The 14,007-nt window shown below is 66.5% G+C and carries 15 protein-coding genes and 1 pseudogene; 8 read left to right on the forward strand and 8 right to left on the reverse strand.

The window, feature by feature from the left end:
- Position 1: 1 nt before the first annotated feature.
- Together ACTJK0_RS07700 and ACTJK0_RS07705 are read right to left on the reverse strand one after the other, a co-directional pair.
- Positions 2 to 766 (reverse strand): SDR family oxidoreductase, encoded by a 765-nt coding sequence (locus ACTJK0_RS07700; RefSeq protein ID WP_440744783.1) that lies wholly within the window; start codon positions 764 to 766, stop codon positions 2 to 4.
- 138 nt (positions 767 to 904) lie between these two features.
- Entirely contained in the window at positions 905 to 1,630 is a 726-nt protein-coding gene (locus ACTJK0_RS07705) for a beta-ketoacyl-ACP reductase (protein WP_110543049.1), read from the reverse strand.
- A gap of 174 nt (positions 1,631 to 1,804) precedes the next feature.
- Between ACTJK0_RS07705 and ACTJK0_RS07710 the strand changes: the two genes are divergently transcribed.
- The 4 genes from ACTJK0_RS07710 to ACTJK0_RS07725 are packed head-to-tail and all read left to right on the forward strand — an operon-like array spanning position 1,805 to position 3,852.
- Entirely contained in the window at positions 1,805 to 2,236 is a 432-nt protein-coding gene (locus ACTJK0_RS07710; RefSeq protein WP_440744784.1) for a DUF3099 domain-containing protein, read from the forward strand.
- Positions 2,233 to 2,496 carry a hypothetical protein gene (locus tag ACTJK0_RS07715; protein WP_440744785.1) on the forward strand — a complete coding sequence of 88 codons (264 nt, stop codon included), beginning with the start codon at positions 2,233 to 2,235 and terminating at the stop codon, positions 2,494 to 2,496. The genes ACTJK0_RS07710 and ACTJK0_RS07715 overlap by 4 nt, the downstream gene beginning before the upstream one ends.
- Positions 2,497 to 3,372, forward strand: a complete 876-nt coding sequence (locus ACTJK0_RS07720; RefSeq protein WP_440744786.1) for an SURF1 family cytochrome oxidase biogenesis protein — start codon at positions 2,497 to 2,499, stop codon at positions 3,370 to 3,372.
- A gap of 3 nt (positions 3,373 to 3,375) precedes the next feature.
- Entirely contained in the window at positions 3,376 to 3,852 is a 477-nt protein-coding gene (locus ACTJK0_RS07725; RefSeq protein WP_440744787.1) for a YbaK/EbsC family protein, read from the forward strand.
- Here the strand turns inward: ACTJK0_RS07725 and ACTJK0_RS07730 are convergent.
- On the reverse strand, positions 3,849 to 5,447 hold the full coding sequence (locus tag ACTJK0_RS07730; protein WP_440744788.1) for an ABC-F family ATP-binding cassette domain-containing protein: 1,599 nt from the start codon (positions 5,445 to 5,447) through the stop codon (positions 3,849 to 3,851). The genes ACTJK0_RS07725 and ACTJK0_RS07730 overlap by 4 nt on opposite strands.
- Before the next feature lie 211 nt (positions 5,448 to 5,658).
- Here ACTJK0_RS07730 and ACTJK0_RS07735 point away from each other — a divergent pair.
- A pseudogene (locus tag ACTJK0_RS07735) lies at positions 5,659 to 6,722 on the forward strand (spore photoproduct lyase family protein).
- 19 nt (positions 6,723 to 6,741) lie between these two features.
- Here the strand turns inward: ACTJK0_RS07735 and ACTJK0_RS07740 are convergent.
- From ACTJK0_RS07740 to ACTJK0_RS07750, 3 genes are all read right to left on the reverse strand, one after another.
- On the reverse strand, positions 6,742 to 7,758 hold the full coding sequence (locus ACTJK0_RS07740) for a DUF808 domain-containing protein (RefSeq protein WP_440744789.1): 1,017 nt from the start codon (positions 7,756 to 7,758) through the stop codon (positions 6,742 to 6,744).
- Between the two features lie 95 nt (positions 7,759 to 7,853).
- Entirely contained in the window at positions 7,854 to 8,291 is a 438-nt protein-coding gene (locus tag ACTJK0_RS07745) for a VOC family protein (protein ID WP_440744790.1), read from the reverse strand.
- A gap of 36 nt (positions 8,292 to 8,327) precedes the next feature.
- Positions 8,328 to 9,179, reverse strand: coding sequence for an SAM-dependent methyltransferase (locus ACTJK0_RS07750; RefSeq protein WP_440744791.1), 852 nt, complete (start codon positions 9,177 to 9,179; stop codon positions 8,328 to 8,330).
- 166 nt (positions 9,180 to 9,345) lie between these two features.
- Here ACTJK0_RS07750 and ACTJK0_RS07755 point away from each other — a divergent pair, with 166 nt between their 5' ends.
- Genes ACTJK0_RS07755 through ACTJK0_RS07765 form a run of 3 tightly spaced genes read left to right on the forward strand, consistent with a single transcriptional unit; the run spans position 9,346 to position 11,352 of the window.
- Positions 9,346 to 9,990 carry a biotin transporter BioY gene (locus ACTJK0_RS07755; RefSeq protein ID WP_440744792.1) on the forward strand — a complete coding sequence of 215 codons (645 nt, stop codon included), beginning with the start codon at positions 9,346 to 9,348 and terminating at the stop codon, positions 9,988 to 9,990.
- Positions 9,991 to 10,000: 10 nt separating this feature from the next.
- A complete protein-coding gene (locus tag ACTJK0_RS07760; protein ID WP_440744793.1) occupies positions 10,001 to 10,732 on the forward strand; it encodes an energy-coupling factor ABC transporter ATP-binding protein in 732 nt (243 codons plus the stop codon).
- Positions 10,729 to 11,352 (forward strand): energy-coupling factor transporter transmembrane component T family protein, encoded by a 624-nt coding sequence (locus ACTJK0_RS07765; protein WP_440744794.1) that lies wholly within the window; start codon positions 10,729 to 10,731, stop codon positions 11,350 to 11,352. Before ACTJK0_RS07760 ends, ACTJK0_RS07765 begins: the two co-directional genes overlap by 4 nt.
- A 41-nt stretch (positions 11,353 to 11,393) precedes the next feature.
- On the opposite strand, the gene ACTJK0_RS07770 is transcribed toward ACTJK0_RS07765, so the two are convergent.
- Positions 11,394 to 12,581 carry a thiolase family protein gene (locus ACTJK0_RS07770; protein WP_440744795.1) on the reverse strand — a complete coding sequence of 396 codons (1,188 nt, stop codon included), beginning with the start codon at positions 12,579 to 12,581 and terminating at the stop codon, positions 11,394 to 11,396.
- Positions 12,571 to 13,977: a class I adenylate-forming enzyme family protein gene (locus ACTJK0_RS07775; RefSeq protein WP_440744796.1), complete on the reverse strand. Its 1,407-nt coding sequence runs from the start codon at positions 13,975 to 13,977 to the stop codon at positions 12,571 to 12,573. The genes ACTJK0_RS07770 and ACTJK0_RS07775 overlap by 11 nt, the downstream gene beginning before the upstream one ends.
- Between the last annotated feature and the right edge of the window lie 30 nt (positions 13,978 to 14,007).

Genomic DNA, 14,007 nt, shown 5'->3' on the forward strand with positions numbered 1-14,007 from the left:
GCTAGTTGGAAGCCTCCCGGGCGCCCTTGCCGAAGTAGTCGGCTCCGCCGGCGTATTCGGTGTGGCCTGACTCGACGTCGGCCGTCGCCATGCCTGCCACTACCTGGGCGAACTCCTCCACGGAGTACAGCTTCCCGGCTTCAGCGCGGCGGGCCTCAATGGCGCCCGGCGTGGAGCGGTCCAGCAGCGTGGCCGTGACCGTTCCCTCAATCATGTCGCCGGACACAACCACCAGGGAGATGCCTTTGTCCGCCAGGTTGGGGATGAGTTCGCGCAGGGCGTCCTCACCGGCGCGCTTGCTGCGGGCCACCGGCTCGTAGGCGGGCATGGTGGGAACGCTGTTGATGAAGTGCGCCTGGTGGCTGGTGACGAACACCACGCGGGAGCCCTCCTTCATCAGCGGAACGGCGGCGTTGAGCATGTTGATCTGCGCGTCGCGGTTCAGCTTGAGGGCGTAGTCCTCGCCCATGCCGGTCTCCATGCCGCCCGAGGCATTCAGGACCAGGAGGTCCAGGGACCCGAAGTTCTCCATGGCGGCGCTGGCCAGTGCCTGCACGCCTTCCTGGGTGGTGAGGTCGGCGCCGATGGCTACGGCGCGGCCACCGGCGGCTTCGATGCCCTGGACCACCTTGTTGGCGCGGGGCGCCTTCTGGCGGTAGTTCACCACGACGGCGGCGCCCTCCGCAGCGAGGATCTTGGCTACGTCCGCGCCGATGCCCCGGGATGATCCGGTGACAATGGCTGTCTTGTTGTCCAGCAGTCCCATGCATGCTTCCTTTGTTCGAAACGTCTAAGTCGGTGTGGTCTGCAGTCCATCATGCCAGCGGCGATGGCCGAATCCGTTGTCCAACCTCCACAAATAAGGGTCCGCCGGCTGGTTTCCTGCAGGGTGGTCAGGCAGTGGTCAGTGGCCCATGCCCAGGCCGCCGTCCACCGGGATGACGGCTCCGGAGATATAGGCGGCTTCGTCGCTGGCGACCCAGCGGACCACGTTGGCCACCTCGGAGGCTTCGGCGAAGCGTCCGGCGGGGATGCTGGAAAGGTAGTCCTTCTGGGTGGCTTCGGGCAGTTCTGCGGTCATGTCCGTGTTGATGAATCCCGGAGCCACCACGTTGGCGGTGATGCCGCGCGAACCCAGCTCCCGGGTCAGCGATCGGGCGATGCCCACCAGGCCGGCCTTGGACGCGGAGTAGTTGATCTGGCCCGGTGCGCCGTAGAGGCCGGAAACCGACGAGATGAGGACCACGCGGCCCTTGCGGAGCCGGATCATTCCCTTCGACGCCCGCTTGATGACGCGGAAGGCGCCGGTGAGGTTGGTGTCGATAACGGAGGTGAAGTCGTCCTCGCTCATGCGCAGCAGCAGGGTGTCCTTGGTGATGCCGGCGTTGGCCACCAGGACTTCCACGGGACCGTGGGCAGCTTCCACTTCCTTAAAGGCAGCGTCCACGGATGCCTCATCGGTGACGTCCGCCTTGACCCCGAGGATTCCCTCGGGCAGTTGGGTTTCGCTGCGGTAAGTTACCGCCACCTTGTCGCCGTTGGCAAGGAATGCCTCCGCGATGGCCAGGCCGATTCCGCGGTTGCCGCCGGTGACCAGGACGCTGCGGGGTGCGGAAGCTGTTTCAGTCATAGAGGGCTCCATTGTTCTGCGGCAGGCTGCGCCGCGGTAGGAAGGGTGTGGTTTGGGCTGCCTCCGATCTTAGCGGCAGCGGCACATCCTTCGCCGCAGACTGCATATCGGGTTTGGGTGGCACTGCCGATGGTGCGAGAATTAAGGGAAGCCTTTGGAGCGTGATCAATCACCGTGACCCTTGAAAACCATGCGGGACATTCCGCGCCCGAAGAACCGGGCCGGTTCTCGGGCGACAGCGAGGTCCACAGCATTACGGACGCTGCAGGCGCGCACTCGGAAGACATGCGCCAGCGGATGATCAAATATGCCCTGGCCATGGGCATCCGCATGGTGTGCCTGATCATGATCTTCGTGGTTGACGGCTGGTTCAAGATTATTGCGGTGGCCGGCGCGGTCTTCCTGCCCTGGATTGCCGTGGTGATCGCCAACGGCAGCGACAAGGCCGAAACGCCAAGCGACCTGCTGCTGGACTCCGCTCCCCTGGCCGAAATAGAAAGCCCCGTCCAGCAGGACAGCGGCGACGAACCGGGAAGTGCCGTGCTGCAGGGCGAACTGGTCAAGGACGAGGAAACAGAACCGGAAGAGGAGCGGCAGGCACCATGAGCATCTTCGATTTCGCAGCGGGTTCCGACCTGTCATCGGAAACCGGCGCCATGTGCTCACGGAAGGCATGCCGCGCCCAGGCGTCCTGGGAGCTCCTCTGGAACAATCCCAAAATCCACTCCCCCGAGCGGCGCAAGAGCTGGCTGGCCTGCCCCGAGCACCGGGAGTGGCTGGAAGACTACCTGCAGACCCGTGGCCTGTGGAAGGAAACCCGCGCCCTGGACCTGGGCGGCGCGGATTCCATGGAGCAGGACATCTGAATGTACCGTTTCCTCTTTTCCAGCAAGTGGCTGGGCTATCTCCTGCTGGCCGCCGTCTTTGCCACCGCATGCGTCTTCCTGGGCCGCTGGCAGATGGACCGCCGCGCCGAGACCCTCGCCGAAATCAACCGCGTGGTGAGCAACTACTCGGCAACGCCCATTCCCTTCGCCCAGGCCCGCGACCAGTTCGCCCAGCTGGACCCGGCCAAGGAATGGACACAGGTTGAGCTGAAGGGCACGTACGATGCCGCCGGGCAGAGGATCGTCCGCAACCGCCCGCTCAACGGGCAGCCCGGCTACGAGGTAGTGGTCCCCTTCCGCCTGGCCACAGGCGAAACCGTCGTGATCGACCGTGGCTGGCTGCCCATCGGAAACAGGAATCCGGGCAGTCCTGACTCCGTGCCGGCCCCTCCTACCGGTGAGGTGACCGCCGTCGTCCGTTTGAAGCATGGCGAGCCGGAACTGCAGCGTGGGGCGCCCGAGGGGCAGTTGGCATCCATCGACCTACCCACCTATGCCGCGCAGCTGGGTTATCCCTTGATGACGGGCGCGTACGGCCAGCTTGCTTCGGAGACGCCCCCGGCGGCGGAGATGCCCGTGGCGTTTCCCAAACCGTCCACGGACGAGGGAACGCACCTGTCCTATTCGCTGCAGTGGTTCGCCTTCGGGGTCCTGATGTTCGTGGGCTTCGGCTACGCGGCCCGGCAGCAGGCGCGCAACGCTGCGATCGACGCAGAAGATGAGGAAGAGGTGCTGCCTGATGGCACCGTCCACTCCGCCGTCCCTGCCGCCCGCCGCCGGCCGGAACCGCGCAAGCGGAAGAAGGCGACGGCCGAGGAAGAGGAAGACGCCCTGCTGGACGCGCAGGGGTACTGAGACGTGACGGAGTACGACGGCGGCCCGGTCGCCTTGGTGCGCTCAGCCCTGGTGGCGGCCGGCGTCGGCGACACCGTGCGTTGTTTTCCGGCCGGGGTACCCACAGCGGCCGCAGCAGCCCAGGCGCTGGAATGCGATCTTGCCGCCATCACCAACAGCCTTATCTTTGACCTCGGCGGAGAGCCTCTGCTGATCCTCGCCAGCGGCGCCGCCAGGGTGGACACTGCGCTGGTGGCAGCGCAGCTCTGCACCGGCAAAATCCGCCGTGCCACTCCGCGCTTCGTCCTGGAACACACGGGCCAGGAGGTGGGCGGCGTAGCCCCGGTAGGCCACCCTAAAAAGATCAGGACGCTGCTGGACGAGTCCCTGCAGGCCCACGGGCTGCTGTGGGCAGGAGCGGGTGACCACCACTCGATGTTCAGCATCAGCTATCGGGACCTCCTCCGCATTACCGGAGCCCGGGAACTGGCGGTGCGCTAGGCCAGGGTGATCAGGTCCAGGTAGTCCTCGTTCCAGAGGTCTTCCACCCCATCCGGGAGCATGACAACCCGTTCGGGGTTCAGGGCTTCGACCGCACCTTCATCGTGGCTGACCAGGACGACGGCGCCGGTGTAGTTGCGGAGGGCACCGAGGATTTCTGCGCGGCTGGCGGGGTCCAGGTTGTTGGTGGGCTCGTCGAGGAGGAGGACGTTGGCGCTTGAGGCCACGATGGTGGCGAGGGCCAGGCGGGTCTTCTCCCCACCGGAGAGCACGCCTGCGGGCTTGTCGACGTCGTCACCGGAGAACAGGAACGAGCCCAGGATGCCGCGGACCTCGGCGTCCTTCATGTCCGGCGCGGCGGAGCGCATGTTTTCCAGGACGGTGCGGTCGTGGTCCAGCGTTTCGTGCTCCTGGGCGTAGTAGCCAACTTTGAGGCCGTGGCCGGGGATGACCTCGCCGGTGTCGGGGCTGTCTACACCGGCGAGCATACGCAGCAGGGTGGTCTTGCCGGCACCGTTGAGGCCCAGGATTACTACCTTGGAGCCACGGTCGATGGCCAGGTCCACATCCGTGAAGATCTCCAGCGACCCGTAGGACTTGCTGAGGCCGTCCGCGGTGAGCGGCGTCTTGCCGCAGGGTGACGGGTCCGGGAACCGCAGGGCTGCCACGCGGTCCTGCTCGCGGACAGCTTCCAGTCCGCTGAGCAGCCGTTCAGCGCGTTTGGCCATGTTCTGCGCGGCGACCGCTTTGGTGGCCTTCGCCCGCATTTTGTTGGCTTGGTCCATGAGGACCTGTGCCTTCTTTTCGGCGTTGGCCCGTTCACGTTTCCGGGCGCGCTCGTCAGTTTCCCGCTGCAGGAGGTAGCGCTTCCAGTCCATGTTGTAGAAGTCGATCTGGGCGCGGTTGGCGTCCAGCAGGAACACCTTGTTCACGGTGGCTTCCAGCAGGTCGGTGTCGTGGCTGATCACGATGAGGCCGCCCTGGTGGTTCTTCAGGAAGTCACGCAGCCAGGCGATGGAATCGGCGTCGAGGTGGTTGGTCGGTTCGTCCAGGAGCATCGTCTCGGCGTCCGAGTACAGGATGCGGGCAAGCTCCACGCGGCGCCGCTGTCCGCCGGAGAGCGTCTTGAGTGGCTGGTTCAGCAGCCGGTCAGGGAGGGCAAGGTTGGAACAAATCGACGCGGCTTCTGCCTCGGCCGCGTAACCGCCGGCCGCCAGGAACTCGGATTCCAGCCGGTCGTACCGGTTCATAGCCTTGCGCTGGACGTCGGCGTCCTCGCTCGCCATTTCGTCGTGCGCCTTGCGCAGTTTGCCGACGACAACGTCCAGGCCGCGGGCGGAAAGGATCCGGTCGCGCGCCAACTGCTCCATGTCGGGCGTCCGCGGGTCCTGGGGCAGGTAGCCGATTTCGCCGCTGCGGGTCACCTTGCCGGCGGCGGGCAGGCCTTCGCCGGCAAGAACACGGGTCAGCGTGGTCTTGCCCGCGCCGTTCCGGCCCACCAGGCCGATCTTGTCCCCTTTGTCGATGCGGAAGCTCACCTGGTCCATGAGGAGCCGGGCACCGGCGCGCAGTTCAAGATCCTGGACAGTAATCACAGCAGGTAAGGCCTTTCACAACAGGGAACGCCACGGTCCGCGCACTGGGTGCGAAGGGACGCTGGGGCAGAGTGGCCGGAGAACGGCACAATCCAGTCTACCGTCCGCAGGACCACGCCAGTTTCAGCAGCAGAAACTTTCCGGCAGCCCGTGATTGGTGCCGTGCGCTTAACTGCGGGCTGCGCCATGGAGGTTAAAGCAGAATGGGGTCATGGAATTCGATCGGCTGCTTCAGATCCGGCGTATTTACGCACAGCCGGCCGCACTGGAGCTGCCCCGCGGCCGGGAGATCGCCGCACGCTGGCCGGATGCCGAGGTGGTGCTGGTGGACAACCACTGGAACATCCCGGATCTGCACGGGGACGAAACCAACGTGCCGCGCTGGTCGCGGATCAAGACAGAGGCGCTGGTCCTGGGCATCAAAAAGTCGCTGGCCGTCAAACCAAACGGCCGTTCGGCGGACTTCATTGCCCCCTCCACGGCGAACGGTTGCGCCATGGCGTGCGCCTACTGCTACGTTCCAAGGCACAAGGGCTACAGCAATCCCATGACCGTGTTCGCCAATATTGATCAGATCGCACGAACGCTCGAACGGCACGCCACCCGCCAGGGGCTGAAGCTCGAGCCCAACCAGTGTGACCCGGAACTGTGGGTCTACGACATCGGCGAGAACAGCGACTGCTCCGTTGACGCGCTGATCAGTGACAACGTCGAAGAGCTTGTGGGGCTCTTCCGCGAACTGCCCAACGCCAAGCTGTCGTTCGCTACCAAGTTCGTCAACCCGGCCTTGCTGGCCTGGGACCACGGCGGCCACACACGGATCCGCTTTTCCCTGATGCCGGCCGGCCTGGCCAAGTCCATCGACGTCCGGACGTCACCGTGGCGGAACGGATGGCGGCAATCAATGATTTCGTTGCCGCCGGCTATGAAGTGCACGTGAACTTCTCCCCTGTCATCATCACCGACACGTGGCTTGCCGACTGGGAGGAGTTGCTCCGCCAGCTCGACGGCACCCTGACGCCCGCAGCGAAGACCCAGCTCGCGGCGGAGGTCATTTTCCTGACCCACAATGAGCAGCTGCACGAGGTCAACCTTGGCTGGCATCCGCAGGCGGAGAATGTCCTGTGGCGGCCCGGACTTCAGGAACCGAAGACCTCATCGAACGGTTTCAACAACGTGCGCTACCACTCCCGTGCCAAGGCGGGCTACGTTCGGCAGCTGGCCCGGCTCATTGAGGACATCACCCCGTACTGCCGCATCCGCTACGCGTTCTGAAGTGCGCGCCCGGCACCCGTCAGTGCTTATGCACTTCGGGCCCATGTCCGCCGGCGTTCCCGGTCGGCGCGGCGATTTCTTCAGTGCTGCCCTTCGCCTTGCCGAACGGCAGCACTTTAAGGAGCGGGCCCACAACGGCCAAAACGACGAGGCCCCAGGCGAGGCCCACGACCGATGAGCACAGCGTGTCTACCAGCCAGCCCAACAGACCGCCAACAACCGCGACCTCCGCAACCGGTTGTTCGATGGCATGGATCAGGTCATACGGCGCGTGCCAGCCGAGGTCATGTGCCCCCTGGACCATGATGTGGCCACCGACCCACAGCATGGCGATGGTTCCGATGAAGGTGATCGCGGCCAGCACGGCCGGCATTCCCCGCACCAGCAGTGCACCAGTGCGCTTGGAACGGGCCGAATCCTTTGCGGCCAGGTGCACGCCGATGTCGTCCATCTTGACGATCAGCCCGACCGCGCCGTAAACGAGCACTGTGATGGCGAACGCCACCAGGACCAGGATGAATGCGCGCACCCACATCGATTCGGCCGCCACCTCGTTCATGGAGATGACCATGATTTCGCAGGACAGGATGAAGTCGGTGGTGATGGCACCCTTGACGACCTTCGCCTCTGCATCCGGTCCCCGCTCTACTGCCGGCGCTTCTTCGTCCTCATGGTGGCCGCCGCGGAACTTGTGCCACACCTTCTCCGCGCCTTCGTAGCAGAGGTAGGTACCGCCCAGCATGAGGATGAACGGAATGATCCCCGGGACGAAGGCGCTGATAAGCAGCAGGGCCGGGAGGATGATGAGGAGCTTGTTGCGGATGGAGCCCCAAAAGATCTTCTTGATCATGGGCAGTTCGCGTGACGGGTCCGCGCCCGAGACGTACTGCGGCGTGACGGCTGCGTCGTCAATCACGACGCCGGCAGCCTTGGCCCCGGCCTTGGCGGCGCCGGCAGCGACGTCGTCCACTGAAGCGGCCGCGATGCGGGCCAGCGCTGCGACGTCATCCAGCAGGGCGACCAGGCCGCCGCTCACAGGTCAACCCCGCGCTGCTTGTGGCCGGAGCGTTGGGTATCGAAGGAAGGGTGCGTGATGGGCATGTTCGGAGTATATTGCAGCCCGCCTGCGGCTCAGCCCTTCTTCAGTTCCTCCGCGAACATCACAATGATGCCGCTGGGGCCGCGAACGTACGTGAGTTTGTATACGTCACCGTAGGTCGCGACTCCCCGCAGGGGGTGGCAGCCGTGCCTTGCGGCGATTCCAAGTGCCTCGTCGATACTGTCGACGGAGAAGGCCACGCGGTGCATGCCGATTTCGTTGGGCAAGGTGGGAGACGTCTCGATTGCGTCCGGATGGATGTACTCGAAGAGTTCGAGCCGGCCGTTGCCATCCGGCGTTTGAAGCAACGCGATCCTGGCGTGGTTTCCGTCGAGGCCTACGGCGGTGTCGGCCCACTCCCCGCTGACCGTGTCCCGGCCCATGACTGTGAGTCCCAGGTCGGTGAAGAATGAAATTGCCGCTTCCAGGTCCCGGACTGCAATACCGACGTTCTCGAGTTTGATGGGCATGCGGCACACGTTACCAAGGCTGCTGCCGCGAGGCACTCAATTCCGCCCGTTCTCCGCCACCTTGGACAGCGTGAAGATCCCGTAGCGCATGGCACCGGACCGGTAGGCCAGTATCAGGCGCGGAATGCTCAGGACGAAGATGCCGTTGCGTGCGCCAAGGCCGAGGCGGCGTGTCTCCGGGTCCAGGAGGAAGGCCTTCACGACCCTGCCGGCGCAGATCATCCACGTGCGGGCGACGCGCCTGCTCACATCCTCATAGCCGGTGACCGTAAAGCCGGCCGCCGCTGCCATCGCCTCATATTCCTCGCGCGTGCCCATTGAGGGCAGGCGTCCTTCGCGGCAGATAGGCTCGAGCAGGTGGCGGACCTTCCAACCCGCGGCACCGGCCTCCGCCAGCCACGCGCAGACGACAAAGCGGCCGCCGGGCGACAACACACGGTTCGCCTCCGCGAAGAACCTGGACTTATCGACCATATGTTCGCTCGACTCGATCGACCAGGCCGCCTCGGCCGAGGAATCGGCCAGCCCATTGTCGAGCCAGTCGCGGACCTGAATGTCCACCTCCGGTACATGACGGGCAGCGGCGTAACGGGCCTGCTCGTGGGAAAGCGTGAAGCCCGTAACGCGGACCCCGCGGCCCGCCGCGAGCCGTCGTACGGTGGAGCCGTAGCCGCAGCCTATGTCAACGCACGCCTGACCGGGCATGAGTTCCAGCCGGTCGGCGACTGCGTCGACCAGCGCCTCGACAGCCTCGCCGGCCGTTTCGCGGCCCGTCGTCCACAGTCCGTGATGCACGTGGTCGCCCCACAACCGGCGGTAAACCGGATCAAGCTCGTCGTAGTGGTCCGCGACCGCCACGGCGTCTTGGGAAATATCGGGGACGATCACGCGATCACGCTACAGCCGCGTTGATGCCACCGGAAGATGCAGGTTGTGCCCAGCCCAACGCAGCCGGGGGCCGCTTTAGTGGATCCCCTACAAAATGGTGCCTGTTCCGCCCCGGTAGCGTCGGCTGTACATTAGATTCCGCTTGTACAACCCCGACAGGACCACCATGAGCAACACCGGCACCACTTCCAAGAACACCCAGCGGGCGGCGCGCCGCCGCTGGAACGGCACCGACCTCGGGCTGATCGCCGTTTTCGCGGCCCTCGTGGCCGGCGCGGCACTGGTGCCGGGACTGGCACTGAACGGCTTCGGCGTCCCGATCACCTTCCAGACCCTCGCGGTGATGCTCACCGGACTGGTGCTGGGCCCCGCCCGGGGCTTCGCCGCCGTCGGGCTTTACACGATCCTTGGCCTGGCCGGCCTGCCCATCTTCAGCCAGGGCCGCAGCGGCCTGGGCATCCTTGCCGGGCCCTCCGCCGGCTACATCATCGCGTTCCCCATTGCCGCGGGCGTGGTGGGCTGGCTGGCGACCATCGTCGTCAGGCGCACCACGAAGGCCCGGGCACTCTGGTTCTTCCTGGCTGCCACGCTCACCAGCATCGTGGTTGTGCACACGCTGGGCATCTTGGGCATCGCGCTGAACTCCAAGGCCACTGTGGAGCAGGCTTTCGTGAGCGACCTGATCTTCTACCCGGGCGACATCATCAAGAACCTTCTCGCCGCCGCGATCGCCGTCGCCCTCCACCGCGCCTTCCCGGACGTCCTGGTCCGCCGGGTACGCCGCCGCGGCGTCGCGGCTGAAAGCGCCTAGGACCCCCGCCATGCCCGCAGTGACCTTTGACCAGGTGGCCGTCGCCGTCGAACGGGAAAACTCCCCGCACCCCAAAATCCTCCTCAATGGCATCAGCCTCCGGCTGGAGGAAGCACGCGTGGGCGTGATCGGGGCGAATGGTTCCGGCAAGTCCACGCTGCTGCGCCTGGTCAACGGGCTCGTCCAGCCCACCGGCGGGACCGTTACGGTCGACGGCGACGACACCGTGCGTGCCGTCCGCAAAGTCAGGCGCACCGTGGGTTTCGTGTTCACCGACCCCCTCTCCCAACTCGTGATGCCCACCGGCCGGGAAGACGTGGAACTGTCCCTGCGCCGTTCGGTCCGGAACGGAAGCGAACGGCGCAGCCAGGCCGAAGCGGCACTGGAGCGCCTTGGCCTCCTGCACCTGGCGGACCAAAGTATCTACGAGCTGTCCGGCGGCGAACGGCAGCTGATGGCACTGGCCGCCGTGCTCGCGGTCAACCCGGCACTGCTGGTCCTGGACGAGCCCTCCACCCTGCTGGACCTGCGGAACCGCGAACTGCTCCGCAGGACCCTGGCGAACCTTGACCAGCAGATCATCATGTCCACCCACGACCTTGACCTGGCCCTGGAGATGGACCGCGTCCTGGTTATCCAGGAGGGCCGGGTGGCGTTCGACGGTGCCCCGGCGGAGGCGGTGGCGGCCTACCGGGCGTGGTGCCTGCAGTCCTTCGACCCGGCAGGACGGGATACGCAATGAGGGGCCACGGGTTCCTCCTGGCCAACTACGTGCCGGGCGACTCCCTGGTGCACCGTGCACCGCTGGCACTGAAGTTCCTCCTGGTTCTTGCCTGCGGCCTGGTCTCCTTCGTCATCGTTGACTGGCGCCTCTCTGCGGCCGTCCTGGGCATCCTTACCGGCCTGTTCCTGGCAAGCGGTGCCGGGTTGAAGCTGCTGTGGCGGGCAGTGCGGCCCCTGGCGCCGGTACTGCTGGTCATCGGGCTGTTCCAGTGGTGGCAGCTGGGTGGCCCGACCGCCGCCCGGATTGTCTTGAACATCCTGGTCTGCGTCGTTGCGGCGTCCCTGCTGACGGCGACCACCCCGGTACAGAGGCTGCTGGATGGCGTGGTGCAGGTCTCCCGCCCATTCACGAGGTTTGGGGCCGATCCCGAGCGTTTCGCCCTCACCATCGGCATCATGCTCCGGAGCATCCCCTTCATCGCGGGAACCTTCGCCGACGTCCGTGATTCAGCCAGGGCGCGCGGCCTGGAACGGAATCCGCGGGCGCTGGTCCTGCCGGTCTTCATCACCTCTGTTGCCTACGCCAGGCAGACCGGTGAGGCGCTCGCCGCCCGCGGGCTGGGTGAACCAGAGGACTAGGGCGGCGAAGGACCAACGCGGCGGACCAACTCAGCTGGAGGTCAGGCGTCTGCCAGCAACCGGTACTCCAGCAGCGCCGCGGTTCCCATGCCGCCCGCCATGCTGATCATGGCCAGCGCCAAAGCCCCGGGATTCGCGGACCGCCGTGCCTGCGCCAGGAGCCGGGTGACCAGGACGGACCCGGAGGCGCCGTAGGCGTGGCCCAGTGCGAGGGCACCGCCGTCGAGGTTCACGCGGGCGGGTTCAATCCCCAGCTCGTCCAGGCACGCAAGTGTCTGCGACGCGAACGCCTCGTTGAATTCCACCAGCTCCACGTCGCGGGCCACTACACCGGCGTCGGCCAGCACCTGACGCGCCGCCGGGACAGCACCGATCCCCAACAGCTTCGGATCGACGCCCACCGTCGCCGTACCCCGCAGCAGCAGACCGTCACGAACGCCGAGTTCACGCGCCCGGTGCAGGGAGGTGATGACGACGGCGGAGGCGCCGTCCGCGTCGAAGCAGGAGTTCCCGGCGGTGACAGTTCCTCCGGGTACGAAGGCAGCAGGAAAGCGGGCCATGATTGCCGGGGTCAGGCCGCTCCGCGGCCCGCCGTCGACGGAGACGGGGCCGGCGGCGGTGTCCAGGGGCACCAGCTCGGCCTCGAAGCGCCCGTCCCGGATGGCCGCGAGGGCTTTCCGGTGGCTGGCGAGGGCGAATTCGTCCTGGCGGTCCCGGCCCACGCCGTACTCCCCCGCTACGGTTTCGGCGGCAAAACCCATGTCCGGATCGCCAAAGCCTGCCGGCACAAACTGGGCGCGGCGGTAGAACTCCAGGCCGCCGTCGTCCGTCCTGTTCGCCCGCACGGGGGCGGTGCTGGTGCTTTCCACTCCCCCGGCCAGAAACACCTGGCTGCCGCCTGCTGCCACCAGCCGCGCGGCCAGTGCAATGGCATCAAGGCCTGAACCGCATTGCCGGTCCACCGTGATGCCGGGGACCGTGACCGGAAGTCCCGCTTCCAGCAGGGCGAGCCTGGCCACGTTGCCGCCGCCACCCACAGCGTTGCCAATGACGACATCGGCAACGGACGCCGGATCCAGTTCCAGCCCTTCGACAAGCGCCCGCAGCACCGGCGCCAGGAGCTCATGGGCCCGCAGCGTCCGCAGGGCACCGTTGACGGGGCACACCGGGGTCCGGCGCGCCGCAATGATCACCGGGCGGCGTTCAGGCGGCAGCAGCTCAGCCACCAAGGGCACGCACCCTGGGGTCCCGGGTATCGATCCAGTCCAGCAGCAGGTTCCGGCTGACCTTTCCGCGGTCCGTGGCTGGGAGCTCGGACAGCAGGTAGTACTGCAGCGGGCGTTTGTGCCGGGACAGGATGTCCTCCAGGCCCGCGCGCAGCTGCGTGGCTGTAAGCCCGCCATGGGATGCCACGACGCCGGCTACAACGCGCTGGCCGCGGAGGTCATCCGGCATGCCCGCGGCAACGGCTGCCGCGACGCCGGGAACTGCCGCGAGGGCCAGCTCCACCTCGTGCGGATACACATTGCGCCCGGCCGTGAGGATCATGTCCGCGCGCCGCCCAAGGATATGCAGCTCACCGTCCGCCAGGTACCCCTGGTCCCCGACGGAGTACCACCGGCCGAAGGAACGCAGGGCTTCGCCGTCGTCGCCCCAGAGGTAGCCGTTGCTGACCATGCCGCTGCGCACGCAGATGTTGCCGTACCCGCCGTCGGCGACTTCCCCGCCCTGGTCATCCAGTATGCGCACGTCGACACCGGGAAAAGGCCGGCCGATTCCGGTGCCGCCTGCGGTGGCTCCCTGGCCGGGCGCCAGGCCCTGCCCGGAGACGAAACTCAGTTCGGAGGCACCGTAGTACTCGTAGATGGTGGCGTTGGGCGCCCAGCGCCGGGCCGCCTCAAGGGTCCTGGCGTCCAGCTTGGAGCCGGCGCAGATGATGGTGCGGATTCCGGAGGCATCAACGCATCCCGTCATCCCGCGTTCGCTGAGCATCCGCAGCATGGTGGGCACCAGCACCAGCCGGGTGACCCGGTCGTGCGTGATGGCGGCGTGGACGGCTCCGACGTCGAAGGTCTCCAGCGTCTGGAATTCGGATCCCGCGTAAAGGCATTCGGCGAGGGCGTACAGGTTGAGGCTGGCCGCCAGCGGTCCGGGGGCAAGGGTGACGTCGTCCTGGCGGAGCCCAAAGAATTCGATCGAGGCGTCGAAGGACTGCTGCCAGGACCGCCGCGAGCGGGTGAAGGCTTTGGGGACGGATGTGGTCCCGGAGGTGAGTCCGATCAGGAAGCTGGAATCCGGCGGACCGTCCGCCAGGGCGTCGTCCGGCGATACCGGGGCCGCATCGGCGCAGGCCTCGACCCTTTGGACAATGTCCTCCTGCAGCTGCACCGGCCATGCAGGATCCAGGACCGCACACTGGCGGCTCCCGGCCACCGCGGCGGTGAATTTCGCTGCAAAGCCTACGGAGTTGGACTCGCACAGGGTGGTGACGGACTTCGTCTCCGGCACCAGCGCAGCGGCTGAATTCCGCAGTTCCTCCCAGTCCAGGCGCTGCCCCGCGACCACGACGGCGGTGTGGTGCGGCCGCTGCTCCGCCCAGCGCTGGATTCTGTTGAGGAAAGGCACGGACCAACTTTACCGGCCAGCCCGGATTGA

The sequence above is a fragment of the Paenarthrobacter sp. 22069 genome, assembly GCF_052046035.1.
Classification (GTDB): Bacteria; Actinomycetota; Actinomycetes; order Actinomycetales; family Micrococcaceae; genus Arthrobacter.